This window comes from Pseudomonas sp. P39-UII1 (genome assembly GCF_039672635.1).
Classification (GTDB): domain Bacteria; phylum Pseudomonadota; class Gammaproteobacteria; order Pseudomonadales; family Pseudomonadaceae; genus Aquipseudomonas.
Map to the genome: position 1 here is coordinate 60,766 of NZ_JBDFPP010000014.1, position 13,930 is coordinate 74,695.

The following is a 13,930-nucleotide window of genomic DNA, read 5'->3' on the forward strand; positions in this document are numbered from 1 at the left end:
CGTTAAAGGGTCTCGGATCCGGTCAGGCGCAAGACGGTCTTGCGCAGGATAGGGCTGTCGGGCTGGGCCTCGAAGGCCTTGGCCCAGACCTGGCGGGCTTCACGGCGCTTGCCGTTGGCCCACAGGACTTCGCCCAGGTGGGCGGCCACTTCGTGGTCGGGGAAGCGCTGCAAGGCTTGGCGCAGGTAGCCTTCGGCTTCGTCGAGGTTGCCCAGGCGGTAGGCGACCCAGCCCATGCTGTCGAGCACCGCTGGGTCATCCGGGGTCAGCTGGTGGGCCTTGTCGATCAGCGCCTTGGCTTCGGTATAGCGCGTGGTGCGGTCGGCCAGGGTGTATCCCAGGGCGTTCAGGGCCATGGCGTTTTCCGGCTCGCGGGCGATGATGGCGCGCAGGTCTTTTTCCATCTGCGGCAGGTCGTCGCGTTTTTCGGCGAGCATGGCGCGGGTGTAAAGCAGGTTGAGGTCGTCCGGGTAGCGCTGGATGGCCTGTTGCAGTACCTGGTTGGCCTGGGCGTCCTTATTGTTGTTGCTGTAGCTTTCCGATTCGATCAGGTACAGCTGGATGGCGATGTCCGGCTGTGCTTCGCGGGCTTCTGCGAGCATGCGCGAAGCCTCGGTACCCCGGCCGTTGGCGATGAGAATATCGGCCTGGCGCAATTGCGCCGGCAGGTAATCGGGGCCCGGGCCGACCAGCGCGTATTCACGCAGGGCGCCGGCCGGGTCATGGCGTTCTTCGGCGATCCGCCCCAGGTTCAGGTGAGCAGCATCGACATTGCTATCGCGCTCGATCATTTCGCGCAGGTAGCTCTCGGCCTCGTCCCAGTCCTTGTTTTCCAGGCATACCAGCGCCAGGGAGTAACGCAGCTCGTCGTCTTCCGGGTAATCCTGCACCAGGCTGATGAACTCGCCCTTGGCGTCGGCGATACGGTCCTGTTCGACCAGGGTACGCGCGTAGGTCAGGCGCAGGCGCTTGTCTTCGGGGTTGTCGCGGATGGCCCCGCGCAGCAGCGGCAGGGCTTCCGGGCCACGGTCCAGGGCCTGAAGCAGGCGCGCGCGCAGCAGGATCGGGGCTATTTCGCCATTTTGCGCCGGGTTTTCTTCAAGTAGTTCCAGGGCTTCTTCGGCCTTGCCGTCCTGGTTCAGCAGCAGCGCCTTGCCGAACACCAGCTGGCTGTTGTCGGGGTACTTGACCAGCAGCCGGTCGAAGCTCTGCAGCAGCCCGTCCCGGGTGCTCTGGTCGGTTTCGGCAGCAGAGAGGGCGAGGAAGTCGAAGTGCGTGTCGCCCTGGCCCTGCAGCACCTTCTCCATATAGGTCATGGAGTCGTCATAGCGACCGGCGCGTGCCAGTTGGATGGCGGCGGCGCGCTGGGCGTCGAGGTTCTGCGGGTCGTTTTTGGCCCAGATGAGCGCGCTGTCCAGCGCCGGCTCGTCGGCGCCGAGGTACTCGGCGATGCGGAAGGCACGCTCGGACACGGCAGGGTCCTGGGTCTTCTCGGCCTGGTGGGCGTAGTTGGCCAGGGCAATGTCGAAGCGGTTGCGCTGGCCGGCCAGCTCGGCCACCAACAAGCTATAGAGCGTGTCCTGTTTGAACGACCCATACACCACGGGCTTTTCGGCCTCACCTTTGCCGGCGTCGGCAACGGGAGGCTCGGCCGTCTGCGGGGCCAGGCTCTGGCAGCCCTGGAGCAGGGCGAAGGCAAGCAGCAGTGCGAAGGGTCTGTTCATATAAGGAGGCTTAAAAGGACTTACCGGCGGTCGGAGCATGATGACACAAGCGCGGGGGCAAACCCACAGGCGAAGGTCGCGGTTTACAGCGTGGGTGTTGCTAGGTGGGACAGTGGGATGAAGTAGAGGTTCGCAAGGGTGTGCAGCTGTAGGGATCCGCATTTGGGGCGTTCGATCCCGTTGGAGGGTGGAGGCGTGAGGGCCCCGATTGGCCTCCCCCTGGCATCCAGCACCTGTTCACCAGAATGTCAGGGAGCATTTGAAGCGGGCGATTGAAAAAAATCGCTGCGTCGGCGTGGAGGATTGTTCAGTTCGAGTGGAATGGCCTGATAGCCCCCTTTGGTGGTTGAGTTAGTTTACTGACTCACCTACCGAAGCCTAACGGAATACGCCTTGATGAATCATCTTTTCGACTTCATCAGGCGTTTCCCGAAATACTCGAACTCAAGGAGATCGCCATGACAGTTGTTTCGAAATCGCTTGAAGATTTACTGACCAGGATTTATGCCGACGACAAGGTTTCCATGAAAGAATTCCTGACCCTGCAGGCGGATGCAGACAACCGCTGGGAAAGGGTGATTGCTGAGCTAGGGCCGAATACGACGCTACTGGCATTCCAGAAGGCGATGGATGTTGCAATGCACATGCTGCACCTGAGTGTCGAACATATCAAAAGGCAAGAGCTCACCGATCTTGGCGAAGCAGTAGTGAAAGATGCGGTAACTGCCCAGGTTGAATATGTAAGAGCAGGTTGCGCGCTGAGCCTGAGGGCGTTGAAGGTTGGCCCCAACTCCATTTGATCTGAGAGCTATGCCTGTCTAGCAGGGGCCGGCGAGGCGCGTGAGTGCTCCGCGCTCACGTCTCGCTCGAGCCGGGCCGTTTTGCCGGGGTTGGCATGCACCTGGGCAGGGCGCCCGCGGGAAGGGCATACCCCGGCGATAGTCCAATACCGGGCTGATTGATGACAATAGCGAACGTGCTTTAGCTAATCCTCGCCATATGAATAGTTGAGGAATTGCCAGTACTAGTGAGATGGAGCCTGTACGGATAATTTTTTCTAGTAGTCCTGCGTGTTGATAAATGTTTTTGTTGTCAGCAATATATTTGCAGTTGGCTAAGATGACTCAAAAGAATCGGTGTGCTTATGGGCAATATAGCATTGCGCGATCAGGACGATTGACATGAGGGTGATGATGAGGAAGCCTATTATTCCCGGCTCCATCATGCTCATCTCCGGCGTTCTCGGTACAGAATCTCGCCGAATTCTTTACCCTTCTCTTCGCCGTAGTCACCGGCATATTTTCCTCCTATGGCTCCGCCGACCACTGCGCAAAAAACTCCGCCCGAACCTCCAGTGGCAATTCCCAAACCCACGCACACACCGGGGCCGGCTTGGCAGATCTCGAGATTCAAATGAGATATCGGCACGCGTGAGTTAACAGTAATGCTAGAAATAAGGCGAGGTTGAAGATGACGAGTCTGCAGAGTCGTTTTTTCATTCGTTCGGGTAGCCGATCAACCTCGTCAAAATTTATCAGGCCTCTGCGTGCATACGCCTCTGGGAAAACTAACATCAGAGACAGCGCTCCAAATCGAATGATTTTGCCGGTCAGGCCGAATTCAGAATATAGCTTTCTATTGTCGTTGATGATTTTGCAGCTGGGTAGCAGGGACTCTATATATTCGGTATCACGATGTGATAAATAAAATGTTAGAGGTAGTGAGATAAAAATCGCTGTAAAAATAATGCCATAGGCTGCGCCTAAAGCAAGTTGGGTTGTGGTCACTTTGTCACTCGCTCATACAAAATTTCGCCCAAATATTCTCCTCCTTCACTTCCGAGTTTCCCGCCTACGATTCCTCCCAAGGCTCCGCCCCCTACCCCACACGCGATCGCTCCAGGCCCGCCTGATGCTATTCCTAAGACCACGCTACAGGCTGCCATTACAATGAGATTTCCACCGATTGCGCCAACCAGGCCTCCTCCCACGCTATCTGCAAGTGCACCACTCTCAACGATGGTAGCTCTTTTGCATTCTTCATCTCTCCCTTCTGCGCATGCTTTTTCGATTGATAAGCTTGTGCTTGCGACCTCCAACGCAATGCCGATATAGGCGCCTTTCTTGATCAGGTTCGCTGCCTTGCCAACCCCTGCGACCTTATCGGCATACCCTGCAATTTCCCCTGCATGCAAATAGCTTTTCGTGGAGATGCCAAGCGTTCTTTTGATCGACCCGTTGTTTCGCAAACTGGCACCAAACGCTGCCATTTTGCTCAACTGCTCATCCAGCTTAGCGAACAACGCCGCACGCTTAGCGTAGGGCAAGGCTAGCCGTCGAATTGAGAGGGGGCAATACCTAAGGCTGTGTTTCAGAAACGGACTACAGACTCGTGGAATAAATCGCTATGAATGTATCGAAAGTTGTCATTGCGCTCCTTATTTTGTAGGAAATATTCCTTAGGCCGACACAGATTTTGTGGGAGCCGGCTTGCCGGCGATCACCGGCAAAGCCGGTGCCATCATCGCGCTGTAGCATCGCCGGCAAGCCGGCCCCCCCAGGGTGCCCCGGTGTGCTTGCCGGCTGTGTTCCCCGTGCGAAAGCAGGCCGAGCGAGCAGGTGCTATCAGCTCAATAGCGAACGGTGGTTGTCCTGAAACCTGCGAAAGAGGACAATTATCGGCTTCCCGTCACAACCAGCGACCTTGCATGGCCTTTCTTGCACTTGGTATCAACCATAAGACTGCCTCGGTAGACGTACGCGAGCGCGTGGCGTTTACCCCAGAGCAGCTGGTGGACGCCCTGCAGCAGCTCTGCCGACTGACCGCCAGCCGCGAAGCGGCGATCCTGTCGACCTGCAACCGTAGCGAGCTCTATATTGAGCAGGACCAACTGTCCGCCGAGGCGGTTCTGCAGTGGCTGGCCGACTATCACCGCCTGAGCCTGGATGAACTGCGCGCCAGTGCCTACATCCACGAAGAGCACGACGCCGTCCGGCACATGATGCGGGTGGCCTCGGGCCTGGACTCGCTGGTGCTGGGCGAGCCGCAGATCCTCGGCCAGATGAAGTCGGCCTATGCCGTGGCGCGTGAAGCCGGCACCGTCGGCCCGTTGCTCGGGCGGCTGTTCCAGGCCACCTTCAGTGCGGCCAAGCAGGTGCGCACCGACACCGCGATTGGCGAGAACCCGGTGTCGGTGGCGTTTGCCGCGGTCAGCCTGGCGCGGCAGATCTTCAGCGACCTTGGCCGCAGCCAGGCGCTGCTGATCGGTGCTGGCGAAACCATTACCCTGGTGGCCCGCCACCTGCATGAGCAAGGCGTGCGCCGTATCGTCGTGGCCAACCGCACGCTGGAGCGCGCCAGCCTGCTGGCCGAGCAGTTCGGTGCGCATGCCGTGTTGCTGGCCGACATCCCCCAGGAGCTGGCCCACAGCGACATCGTCATCAGCTCCACGGCCAGCCAATTGCCGATCCTAGGCAAGGGCGCTGTGGAAAGCGCGCTGAAGCAGCGCCGGCACAAGCCGATTTTCATGGTCGATATCGCCGTGCCGCGGGATATCGAGCCGGAGGTGGGTGAACTCGACGACGTTTATCTGTACACCGTCGATGACCTGCACGAAGTGGTCGCAGAAAACCTCAAGAGCCGCCAGGGTGCGGCTCAGGCGGCCGAGGAGCTGGTTTCGGTGGGCGCCGAGGACTTCATGGTGCGCCTGCGCGAACTGGCCGCGGTGGATGTGCTGCGCGCCTACCGCCAGCAAAGCGAGCGCCTGCGCGACGAAGAACTGCAAAAGGCCCAGCGTCTGCTGGCCAACGGCGGCAACCCCGAAGATGTGCTGGCCCAGTTGGCCCGGGGGCTGACCAACAAACTCCTGCACGCGCCCAGCGTGCAGTTGAAAAAGCTCTCGGCCGAGGGCCGCCTCGATGCGCTGGCCATGGCCCAGGAACTCTTTGCCCTCAACGAGGGCTCGACGGACAAATCCTTGCAATGAAAGCGTCGCTGCTGAACAAACTGGACACGCTCCAGGACCGCTTCGAGGAACTCACCGCGTTGCTCGGTGATGCCGAAGTCATTTCCGACCAGACCCGCTTCCGCGCCTATTCCCGCGAGTACGCCGAAGTGGAGCCGGTGATCGCCGCCTATAAAGAGTGGCGCAAGGTGCAGGATGACCTCGAAGGCGCGCAGGCGCTGCTCAAGGACTCCGACCCCGACATGCGCGAGATGGCTGTCGAAGAGGTGCGCGAAGCCAAGGAGCAGCTGGTCGGCCTGGAGTCGCAGCTGCAACGCATGCTGTTGCCCAAAGACCCCAACGACGGGCGCAACGTGTTCCTGGAAATCCGCGCAGGCACCGGCGGCGATGAGGCGGCGATCTTCTCGGGCGACCTGTTCCGCATGTATTCGCGTTACGCCGAACGGCGTGGCTGGCGCCTGGAGATTCTGTCCGAGAACGAAGGCGAGCACGGCGGCTACAAAGAGATCATCGCCCGCGTCGAAGGTGACAGTGTTTACGGCAAACTCAAGTTCGAGTCTGGCGCGCACCGTGTGCAGCGGGTGCCGGAGACCGAGTCGCAGGGCCGTATCCACACTTCGGCGTGCACCGTGGCGGTACTTCCCGAGCCCGACGAGCAGGTGGCGATCGAAATCAACCCTGCCGACCTGCGCGTGGACACCTACCGCTCCTCGGGTGCCGGCGGCCAGCACGTCAACAAGACCGACTCGGCGATCCGCATCACCCACTTGCCCACCGGTATCGTGGTGGAGTGCCAGGAAGAGCGTTCGCAGCACAAGAACCGTGCCCGCGCCATGTCCTGGCTGTCGGCCAAGCTCAACGACATGCAGACCAGCGCCGCGCAGAATGCCATCGCCAGTGAGCGTAAGCTGTTGGTGGGCTCCGGTGACCGTTCCGAGCGCATTCGCACCTATAACTACCCACAGGGGCGAGTGACCGATCACCGCATCAACCTGACCCTTTATTCGCTCGACGACATCCTCGCCGGTGGCGTGGACGCGGTGATCGAACCATTGCTGGCCGAATACCAGGCCGATCAACTGGCCGCCCTGGGGGACTGATGACCATCATTGCCAGCCTGCTGCGCAACGCGCAGTTGCCGGATTCGCCCACCGAACGCCTGGACGCCGAACTGCTGCTGGCCGCAGCCATTGGCAAGTCACGCAGCTACCTGCACACCTGGCCCGAGCGCATCGTCAGCAGCGAGGATGCCGAGGCCTACGCCGGCTACCTTCAGCGCCGTCGTGCCGGCGAGCCGGTTGCCTACATTCTTGGGCAACAGGGTTTCTGGAAAATCGACCTGGAAGTGGCGCCGCACACGTTGATCCCGCGGCCGGACACCGAGCTGTTGGTCGAGACAGCCCTTGAATTGCAGCCTGCCGCGCCCGCCAAGGTACTCGACCTGGGTACCGGCACGGGTGCCATCGCCCTGGCCCTGGCCAGCGATTGCCCGGCCTGGCAGGTCACGGCGGTAGACCGGGTGGACGAGGCCGTGGCCCTGGCCGAGCGCAACCGCCAGCGCCTGGGCCTGGGGAACGTCAAGGTGCTGGCCAGCCATTGGTTCAGCAGCCTGGCCGGTGAGCGTTTCGACCTGATCGTCAGCAACCCGCCGTATATAGCCGCACAAGACCCGCACCTGGTCGAAGGTGATGTGCGCTTCGAACCGAGCAGTGCGCTGGTAGCCGGTGCCGATGGCCTGGATGACCTGCGGCTGATCGTCAGCGAGGCGCCGCAGTATCTGCTGGCTGGTGGCTGGCTGTTGCTCGAACATGGCTATGATCAGGCTGATGCAGTGCGCACACTGCTGGTGGCGCAAGGCTTTATCGATGTCGCCAGCCGCAAGGACCTTGGCGGCCATGAACGTATTTCCCTGGGGCGCCTGCCATGCTGACCGATCAGGAACTGTTGCGTTACAGCCGGCAGATCCTGCTGGCGCAGGTGGACATCGACGGCCAGTTGCGGCTCAAGCACAGCAAGGCGCTGATCGTCGGCCTGGGTGGTCTGGGCTCGCCGGTGGCGCTTTACCTGGCTGCGGCCGGCGTGGGTGAGCTGCACCTGGCCGACTTCGACACCGTCGACCTGACCAACCTGCAACGCCAGGTCATCCATGACAGCAGTAGCGTTGGCATGAGCAAGGTGGACTCGGCGCTGCAGCGGCTTGAGGCAATCAACCCTGAAGTCACCCTGGTCGCCCATCGCCAGGCGCTGGATGAGGACTCCCTGGCCGCCGCTGTTGCCGCCGTTGACCTGGTGCTGGACTGCTCGGACAACTTCGGCACGCGTGAGGCGGTTAACGCCGCCTGTTTCGCGCATGGCAAGCCACTGGTCAGCGGCGCAGCGATACGCCTGGAAGGGCAGCTGTCGGTGTTCGACCCTCGGCGTGACACCAGCCCTTGCTACCACTGCCTGTACGGCCATGGCAGCGAAGCCGAACTGACCTGTAGCGAAGCTGGCGTGATTGGCCCGCTGGTGGGGCTGGTCGGCAGCCTGCAGGCGTTGGAGGCCTTGAAGCTGCTGGCAGGTTTTGGCGAGCCACTGGTGGGCCGCCTGCTGCTGATCGATGCCCTCGGCACGCGCCTGCGTGAGCTGCGGGTCAAGCGTGACCCGGCTTGCGCCGTCTGTGGCAAGCGCGATGGCTGAGCGCTCGGCGCCGGTCGGCGTGATGGACTCGGGGGTCGGCGGTTTGTCGGTGCTCGCCGAGATCCAGCGCTTGCTGCCCAACGAGTCGCTGCTCTATGTTGCCGATTGCGGCCACGTGCCGTATGGCGAAAAAAGCCCGGACTACATCCGCCAGCGTTGCCGGCGCATCGCCGAGTTTTTCCAGGCGCAAGGCGCCAAGGCAATGGTCCTGGCGTGCAACACGGCAACGGTGGCGGCGGTTGCCGACCTGCGCGAGTTGTACCCCGACTGGCCGCTGGTGGGCATGGAGCCTGCGGTAAAACCGGCTGCTGCAGCCACCCGCGTCGGTGTGGTCGGCGTGCTGGCCACCACCGGCACCTTGCAGAGCGCCAAGTTCGCCGCCTTGCTCGACCGCTTCGCCAACGATGTGCGCGTGGTGACCCAGCCTTGCCCAGGGCTGGTCGAGCTGATCGAGACCGGTGACCTGGGTAGCCCGCAATTGCGCCAGTTGCTGATCACTTACGTGCAACCCTTGCTGGCAGCCGGTTGCGACACGCTGATCCTGGGCTGCACCCATTACCCCTTCCTGCGCCCGTTGCTGGCCGAGATGGTGCCCAGCGACGTGGCGATCATCGATACCGGCGCTGCGGTAGCCCGGCAATTGCAGCGCTTGCTGGCCGCCCGCGACCTGCTTGCCGATGGGCCAGCGCGCGCCGCCGCGTTCTGGACCAGTGCCGATCCGCAATCGCTGAAAAACATCCTTCCTGTGCTGTGGAATAAGTCGGACGCCGTTCAACCCTTTCAGTTGTAAAAAAAATGTGAAAACAGCTGAACTAACGTCCCATTTCTGATTTCTATTTTTTGCCTGACCTAGGCGAACACTTACAACAGCATTGGAAAGAAGGATGTTTCTCATGAGCAAACTGCTCGGCTTAGCGGCGGCTGCCGCTCTTGTTTTGGGGCAAGTCGCGGCGGCGCAGGCTGCCGATGTGTCGTTATCCGTAGGGCAGACGGGTGATTCGACCATGGTCTACCGCTTGGGGCTGCAGTCGAACTGGGATGCGAGCTGGTGGCAGAGCAGTGTCGGTCGCTTGACCGGTTACTGGGACGGCGCCTACACCTACTGGGACGGTGACGAGACGGCCAGCAACCACAGCCTGTCGTTTGCACCGGTGTTCGTTTACGAGTTTGCCGGGGAGTCGGTAAAGCCGTACATCGAGGCAGGCATCGGGGTCGCTGCGTTTTCACGCACCAAGCTTGAGAGCAATGACCTGGGGTCCTCTTTCCAGTTCGAGGACCGAATCGGTTTTGGCCTGCGCTTTGCCGGTGGGCATGAGATCGGTGTACGGGCCATTCACTATTCCAACGCAGGGATCAAGCAACCCAACGACGGGGTTGAAAGTTACAGCCTGCATTACCGTATGGCGCTTTGATTCTTCCGTAGCCGCCTTTTCGCGGGTTAGCCCACGAAGAGGCAGCTACTGCCGATACAGGACTCAGCGTGGCAACGGCCACAAACTGCTGACATCGAGCACTTCCAGCACCAGCTCCGGCTCGCGCAGCGGCAAGCGCTGCAGCAACTCCTCAGCGGCACTCTCAGGTGTCCAGGCATCCGGCACAGCTTGCACCGATGTAACCGGTGTCTTGAGCGACTGCGGCGCCACCACGGTCAGGTCGATACCCTTGTCCTTCAACGCCTGGCGCTCTTCGCGTAGCCACTGCGGCATGTTGTTCCAGCCCGCTGTCACTTGCGTCGGCGCATACAACTGCAGCGCTGAATAGCGGTTGAATATCGCCATTACCTGCGGTGCGTCGCCCTTGGCCAGCAACGGCTGGACCTTGGCCAGGCAATGCTCGCCGGCCAGCTGGTTGCTGCTGACGATTGCCTCGAACAGCTCGCTGTGCGGCAAATTGTCGGCCAAGTACTCACTGGTACCTGCGTTGATGATCAGGGTGTCCAGTGAGCCCCAGGCATGACAAAGCTGCTGGCAGGCGCTTGCCGCCTGGTCTTCTTCATGCAGCTGCGAAGGCAGGCGCAACAGCTTGCTGCCATAACGCGCCGCCAATGCGCCGAGTTCATCGCCTTCCTTGGCACTTGCGGCAACACGGTGCCCTTGTTCGAGCAAACGCGTTACCAGGGCCAAACCCAGTCCATTGGAGGCGCCCGTAACCCAGAAAATACGCGATTGATTCAATTTGCTGCCCTCTGATCCGACCGGCGTGGCAGGCCTTTGAAGGCTTCGAGCGCACGCTTACGGCTACTGCTGAGATCGACTATAGGACTGTGATACGAATTATTAACCAAAAGGTCCGTAACCTTCATGGGCTGATGGATGTTTTTTTCATCTTCCCCGCTTAATTCGGGTAACCAGTGGCGGATGAACGCCCCCTGGGGGTCGAAGCGTTGCGACTGTGAAACCGGGTTGAAAATACGGAAATAGGGCACTGCGTCGGTGCCCGTGGAGGCGCTCCACTGCCAGCCGCCGTTGTTCGCGGCCAGATCACCGTCTATCAGGTGGCGCATGAAATGCCGTTCGCCCTTGCGCCAATCGATCAGCAGGTTCTTGCTGAGGAACATCGCAACGATCATGCGCAGGCGGTTATGCATCCAACCTGTGTGCAGCAGTTGGCGCATCGCCGCGTCGATGATCGGGAAGCCGGTGCGCCCCTGTTCCCAGGCCTCGAGGTCTGCTGGCGCATCGCGCCAGGGCAGGGCTTCGGTCTGGGCGCGGAAAGCGCGGTGGCGCGACACCTGTGGATAACCCGTCAGTATGTGTTTGTAGAATTCACGCCAGAGCAATTCGTTGATCCAGGTCTGGATGCCGCTGCTGCCACTGTCGAACTCGCCGCGGTTGCTGGCCAGGGCCGCGTGCAGGCATTGGCGCGGCGAAATTACCCCTGCTGCCAGGTAGGCCGACAGCTGGCTGGTGCCGGGTTTGGCCGGGAGGTCTCGCAGATGCTGGTAATCGTCGACCGTCTCGTCGAGAAAGCGTGAGAGCCGGGCCTGCGCCTCTTCTTCGCCGGCAGGCCAGTGCTGGCTGAGGGTGCGCGGTGGTGTGTCGAAGCCTTCGATGTGCTGGGGGATCGGGTCGCTGGCAATCTCCAGCGGCGCCTGGCGTTTTACCCGTGAGGCTTGCGATGGCAGGCTGCGGTGCAAATGCTCCAGGCAGACCTTCTTGAACTGGCTGAAGACCTGAAAGTAGTCGCCGCTGCGGGTCAGGATTGTGCCAGGGCGGAACAGCAGCTGGTCGAGGTAGCTGTGGGCCTGAATGCCGGAAGCTTCAAGCAACGTGCGGGTGGCCTGGTCACGGTTGTTCTCGTTGATGCCATATTCATCGTTCCAGTGCACCGCTTCGATGGCGTGCTGGCGGCATACCTTGAGCACCGCCGGCGCGGCCTCGTCCCAGGTGTCGATGGTGCGGATCAACAGCGGAACATGCAGTTTTTCCAGCGACTGGCGCAGGTCGCGCAGGTTGCGCAGCCAGAAGTCGACCTTGCACGCGGCATCATCGTGGGCCTGCCACTGGCCTGGGCTGGCCAGCCATAAGGCCACGGTCGGGCCGCGCTCGCAGGCCGCGCTCAGGGCGCTGTTGTCGTCAATGCGCAGGTCGCTGCGCAGCCAGATCAGTTGCATGGGGCAATCATCTCTACAGGCGGGCGGTCATTGCCTTGCAGCGCACGCAATGCCGCCTGGGGGGTATCGAACAGGGCAAGGTCGGGAAGGCCGAAGGCTTGCAGTTGAGCTTGATGAAGGGAGACCGTGGCGCCGCCCAGCAGTTTTGGCCCGGGCACGCCTTGCAGCGTGCGCAGCAACGCCCGGCTATCGATGCGCGGGCCCAGGTGCAACAGCAGTGCGCGAGGTTGCAGGGCGGTGACGGCCCGTTGCAGTTCCACGCCGCTGACCGGTTGTTCGAGCACTTCGACGGGGATGCCGTTGTTGCTCAGCAGCCAGGCGCATAGCCACAGGCTGGGGTCGAAGGCGTGCTCACTGTCTTGTGCGAGCAGCACGGGCGGCCCTTGCAGCGATTGATTGTCGTGGTATACCCGCGCCCCCAGCTTGCTGCGCAGCCAGGTATGGAAGAACACCTGTTCCAGCCGGGCGTTGAAATAGTTACGCCAGCGTTGTGCCAGGCTGTCCATCAACGGCAGCAACAGCTGCTCGCAAAGCGTGATGGCCGGGTACAGCGCCATGGCCTGGTTGAGTTGCTGGTCGAGGGCGCGTTGAGACAGGTTGGCGATGGCCTCGATCAACTGTTGCTGACGGGTTTGCCAGTCACCGCGCGGGGCAACGCCGGCTGGTTTGTCGAGCAACTCGCGCACCTGGCCAACTGATGCACCGCGCTCCAGCCAGGCGAGGATAGCCTCGACCCGCTCGACTTGATCGCTGCCATACAGGCGGTGACCCTTGGCAGTACGTTGCGGCTTGAGCAGGCCGTAGCGTCGCTCCCATGCACGCAGGGTCACCGGGTTCACACCCGTGCGCCGCGCCAGTTCACCGATGGGCAGGGGCGTGTCAGACGGCATTGCGCAGCCCCAGGCTGTCGGGGTGAGGCTGAAGGTAGGCCTGCTGCTGCAGGTACGGGTCAGGGTATTTGCGCAGGTAGTGTTTGAGCAGGGTCAGCGGCACCACCAGCGGCACCACACCTTGCTGGTACTGGTCGATCAGGTGCTGCAGCTCGGCCTTGTCCTGATCCGTCAGTGCGCTTTTGAAATAGCCGCTGAGGTGCTGCAGCACGTTGCCATGGGTGCCACGGCTGGCGCAGCGGCGCAGGGCCTGCATCAGCTGGCTGAAATAGCGCGGGCCGATCTCCTGCGGGTCGTCCTCTCGGCGCATGGTGCCCAGCAGGCGGCCGAGCTGGCGATAGGCATGGGGGTTGTTGGCCATCAGCAAGTATTTGTAGCGCGAATGGAAGCGCACCAGTGCGCCGCGGCTCAAGCCGTCGGCAAGCAGGTGCTGCCAGTCTGCATAGGCGTAGACGCGGCTGATGAAGTTCTCGCGCAGTACCGGATCGTGCAGACGGCCTTCTTCTTCGACCGGCAGGTCGGGGCGACGTGCGCAGAAGGCTGCTGCGTAGGCACCTGTGCCGCCTTGAAGGGCGGGGTAGCCGTTTTCCTGATACACCTTGACCCGCTCCAGCCCGCAGGAGGGCGACTTCTGCATGAAGATGTAGCCACAGATGTCATCGAGTTCCATGGCCATTCGTTCGCCGTACAGGGCGAGCGGGCCGGTCACGTCCATGTCGGGGTCACGGGTGCCGACCACCGAAGGGTTTTGTGGGTCGCCTACCAGGCGGATAGGATCGCGCGGTATACCCAGGCCGATGGCCACTTCGGGGCAGACTGGCGACCAGTCGAAATGCGCTTCGAGCTGCGTACGGCACAAGTCGGATGCTTTGTGCCCACCGTTGTAGCGCACACTGTGGCCAGTCAGGCAGGCGCTGATGGCGATGCGAGGCTTGCTGTGGGCGGATGGGTCGTGCATGGCTGCCTCCGAAATACTTGTACATGAACGCATGCGTGTACAAGGTTATTCCAGCACAGCCACAAACTTATGCAAACTAGTATTTTTGTATAGCTTTGCAGC

The 13,930-nt window shown here is 61.5% G+C and carries 13 protein-coding genes; 7 read left to right on the forward strand and 6 right to left on the reverse strand.

Going from position 1 to position 13,930, the window contains the following annotated elements; translation table 11 throughout:
• Positions 1-2 precede the first annotated feature (2 nt).
• Positions 3-1,724 carry a tetratricopeptide repeat protein gene (locus tag ABEH27_RS18115; RefSeq protein ID WP_346614889.1) on the reverse strand — a complete coding sequence of 574 codons (1,722 nt, stop codon included), beginning with the start codon at positions 1,722-1,724 and terminating at the stop codon, positions 3-5.
• 458 nt (positions 1,725-2,182) lie between these two features.
• Here ABEH27_RS18115 and ABEH27_RS18120 point away from each other — a divergent pair, with 458 nt between their 5' ends.
• Complete coding sequence (locus ABEH27_RS18120; protein WP_346614890.1) at positions 2,183-2,524, forward strand: hypothetical protein; 342 nt, start codon at positions 2,183-2,185, stop codon at positions 2,522-2,524.
• Between the two features lie 983 nt (positions 2,525-3,507).
• Here ABEH27_RS18120 and ABEH27_RS18125 read toward each other — a convergent pair.
• The gene (locus tag ABEH27_RS18125) at positions 3,508-4,002 is read right to left on the reverse strand and encodes a hypothetical protein (protein WP_346614891.1); all 495 of its coding nucleotides are present in this window, start codon (positions 4,000-4,002) and stop codon (positions 3,508-3,510) included.
• Positions 4,003-4,431: 429 nt separating this feature from the next.
• On the opposite strand from ABEH27_RS18125, the gene hemA reads away from it, so the two are divergent.
• The 6 genes from hemA to ABEH27_RS18155 all read left to right on the forward strand — a co-directional run bounded on the left by hemA (position 4,432) and on the right by ABEH27_RS18155 (position 9,779).
• On the forward strand, positions 4,432-5,709 hold the full coding sequence (gene hemA, locus ABEH27_RS18130; protein WP_012316263.1) for a glutamyl-tRNA reductase: 1,278 nt from the start codon (positions 4,432-4,434) through the stop codon (positions 5,707-5,709).
• Positions 5,706-6,788 (forward strand): peptide chain release factor 1, encoded by a 1,083-nt coding sequence (prfA, locus tag ABEH27_RS18135; protein WP_346614892.1) that lies wholly within the window; start codon positions 5,706-5,708, stop codon positions 6,786-6,788. The genes hemA and prfA overlap by 4 nt, the downstream gene beginning before the upstream one ends.
• Entirely contained in the window at positions 6,788-7,618 is an 831-nt protein-coding gene (prmC, locus tag ABEH27_RS18140) for a peptide chain release factor N(5)-glutamine methyltransferase (protein ID WP_346614893.1), read from the forward strand. Before prfA ends, prmC begins: the two co-directional genes overlap by 1 nt.
• Complete coding sequence (locus ABEH27_RS18145) at positions 7,612-8,367, forward strand: molybdopterin-synthase adenylyltransferase MoeB (protein WP_346614894.1); 756 nt, start codon at positions 7,612-7,614, stop codon at positions 8,365-8,367. The genes prmC and ABEH27_RS18145 overlap by 7 nt, the downstream gene beginning before the upstream one ends.
• On the forward strand, positions 8,360-9,157 hold the full coding sequence (murI, locus tag ABEH27_RS18150; RefSeq protein ID WP_346614895.1) for a glutamate racemase: 798 nt from the start codon (positions 8,360-8,362) through the stop codon (positions 9,155-9,157). The genes ABEH27_RS18145 and murI overlap by 8 nt, the downstream gene beginning before the upstream one ends.
• A 103-nt stretch (positions 9,158-9,260) precedes the next feature.
• Positions 9,261-9,779: an acyloxyacyl hydrolase gene (locus ABEH27_RS18155; protein ID WP_346614896.1), complete on the forward strand. Its 519-nt coding sequence runs from the start codon at positions 9,261-9,263 to the stop codon at positions 9,777-9,779.
• Between the two features lie 63 nt (positions 9,780-9,842).
• Here ABEH27_RS18155 and ABEH27_RS18160 read toward each other — a convergent pair whose 3' ends face one another.
• From ABEH27_RS18160 to ABEH27_RS18175, 4 genes are read right to left on the reverse strand one after another with little or no spacing between them, the layout of a single operon-like run.
• Positions 9,843-10,541: an SDR family NAD(P)-dependent oxidoreductase gene (locus ABEH27_RS18160; protein ID WP_346614897.1), complete on the reverse strand. Its 699-nt coding sequence runs from the start codon at positions 10,539-10,541 to the stop codon at positions 9,843-9,845.
• The gene (gene phrB / locus ABEH27_RS18165) at positions 10,538-11,980 is read right to left on the reverse strand and encodes a deoxyribodipyrimidine photo-lyase (protein WP_346614898.1); all 1,443 of its coding nucleotides are present in this window, start codon (positions 11,978-11,980) and stop codon (positions 10,538-10,540) included. Before phrB ends, ABEH27_RS18160 begins: the two co-directional genes overlap by 4 nt.
• A complete protein-coding gene (locus ABEH27_RS18170) occupies positions 11,971-12,870 on the reverse strand; it encodes a MerR family transcriptional regulator (protein WP_346614899.1) in 900 nt (299 codons plus the stop codon). The genes phrB and ABEH27_RS18170 overlap by 10 nt, the downstream gene beginning before the upstream one ends.
• Complete coding sequence (locus tag ABEH27_RS18175) at positions 12,860-13,828, reverse strand: DUF523 and DUF1722 domain-containing protein (RefSeq protein ID WP_346614900.1); 969 nt, start codon at positions 13,826-13,828, stop codon at positions 12,860-12,862. Before ABEH27_RS18175 ends, ABEH27_RS18170 begins: the two co-directional genes overlap by 11 nt.
• Positions 13,829-13,930: the final 102 nt, after the last annotated feature.

What these genes read in the sequence shown, in the direction of transcription:
- murI (WP_346614895.1), top strand. Translation starts at nt 8,360, where the DNA reads ATGGCTGAGCGCTCGGCGCCGGTCGGCGTGATGGACTCGGGGGTCGGC.
- ABEH27_RS18120 (WP_346614890.1), top strand. Translation starts at nt 2,183, where the DNA reads ATGACAGTTGTTTCGAAATCGCTTGAAGATTTACTGACCAGGATTTAT.
- hemA (WP_012316263.1), top strand. Translation starts at nt 4,432, where the DNA reads ATGGCCTTTCTTGCACTTGGTATCAACCATAAGACTGCCTCGGTAGAC.
- prfA (WP_346614892.1), top strand. Translation starts at nt 5,706, where the DNA reads ATGAAAGCGTCGCTGCTGAACAAACTGGACACGCTCCAGGACCGCTTC.
- ABEH27_RS18145 (WP_346614894.1), top strand. Translation starts at nt 7,612, where the DNA reads ATGCTGACCGATCAGGAACTGTTGCGTTACAGCCGGCAGATCCTGCTG.
- prmC (WP_346614893.1), top strand. Translation starts at nt 6,788, where the DNA reads ATGACCATCATTGCCAGCCTGCTGCGCAACGCGCAGTTGCCGGATTCG.
- ABEH27_RS18175 (WP_346614900.1), bottom strand. Translation starts at nt 13,828, where the DNA reads ATGCACGACCCATCCGCCCACAGCAAGCCTCGCATCGCCATCAGCGCC.
- ABEH27_RS18170 (WP_346614899.1), bottom strand. Translation starts at nt 12,870, where the DNA reads ATGCCGTCTGACACGCCCCTGCCCATCGGTGAACTGGCGCGGCGCACG.
- ABEH27_RS18155 (WP_346614896.1), top strand. Translation starts at nt 9,261, where the DNA reads ATGAGCAAACTGCTCGGCTTAGCGGCGGCTGCCGCTCTTGTTTTGGGG.
- ABEH27_RS18115 (WP_346614889.1), bottom strand. Translation starts at nt 1,724, where the DNA reads ATGAACAGACCCTTCGCACTGCTGCTTGCCTTCGCCCTGCTCCAGGGC.
- phrB (WP_346614898.1), bottom strand. Translation starts at nt 11,980, where the DNA reads ATGCAACTGATCTGGCTGCGCAGCGACCTGCGCATTGACGACAACAGC.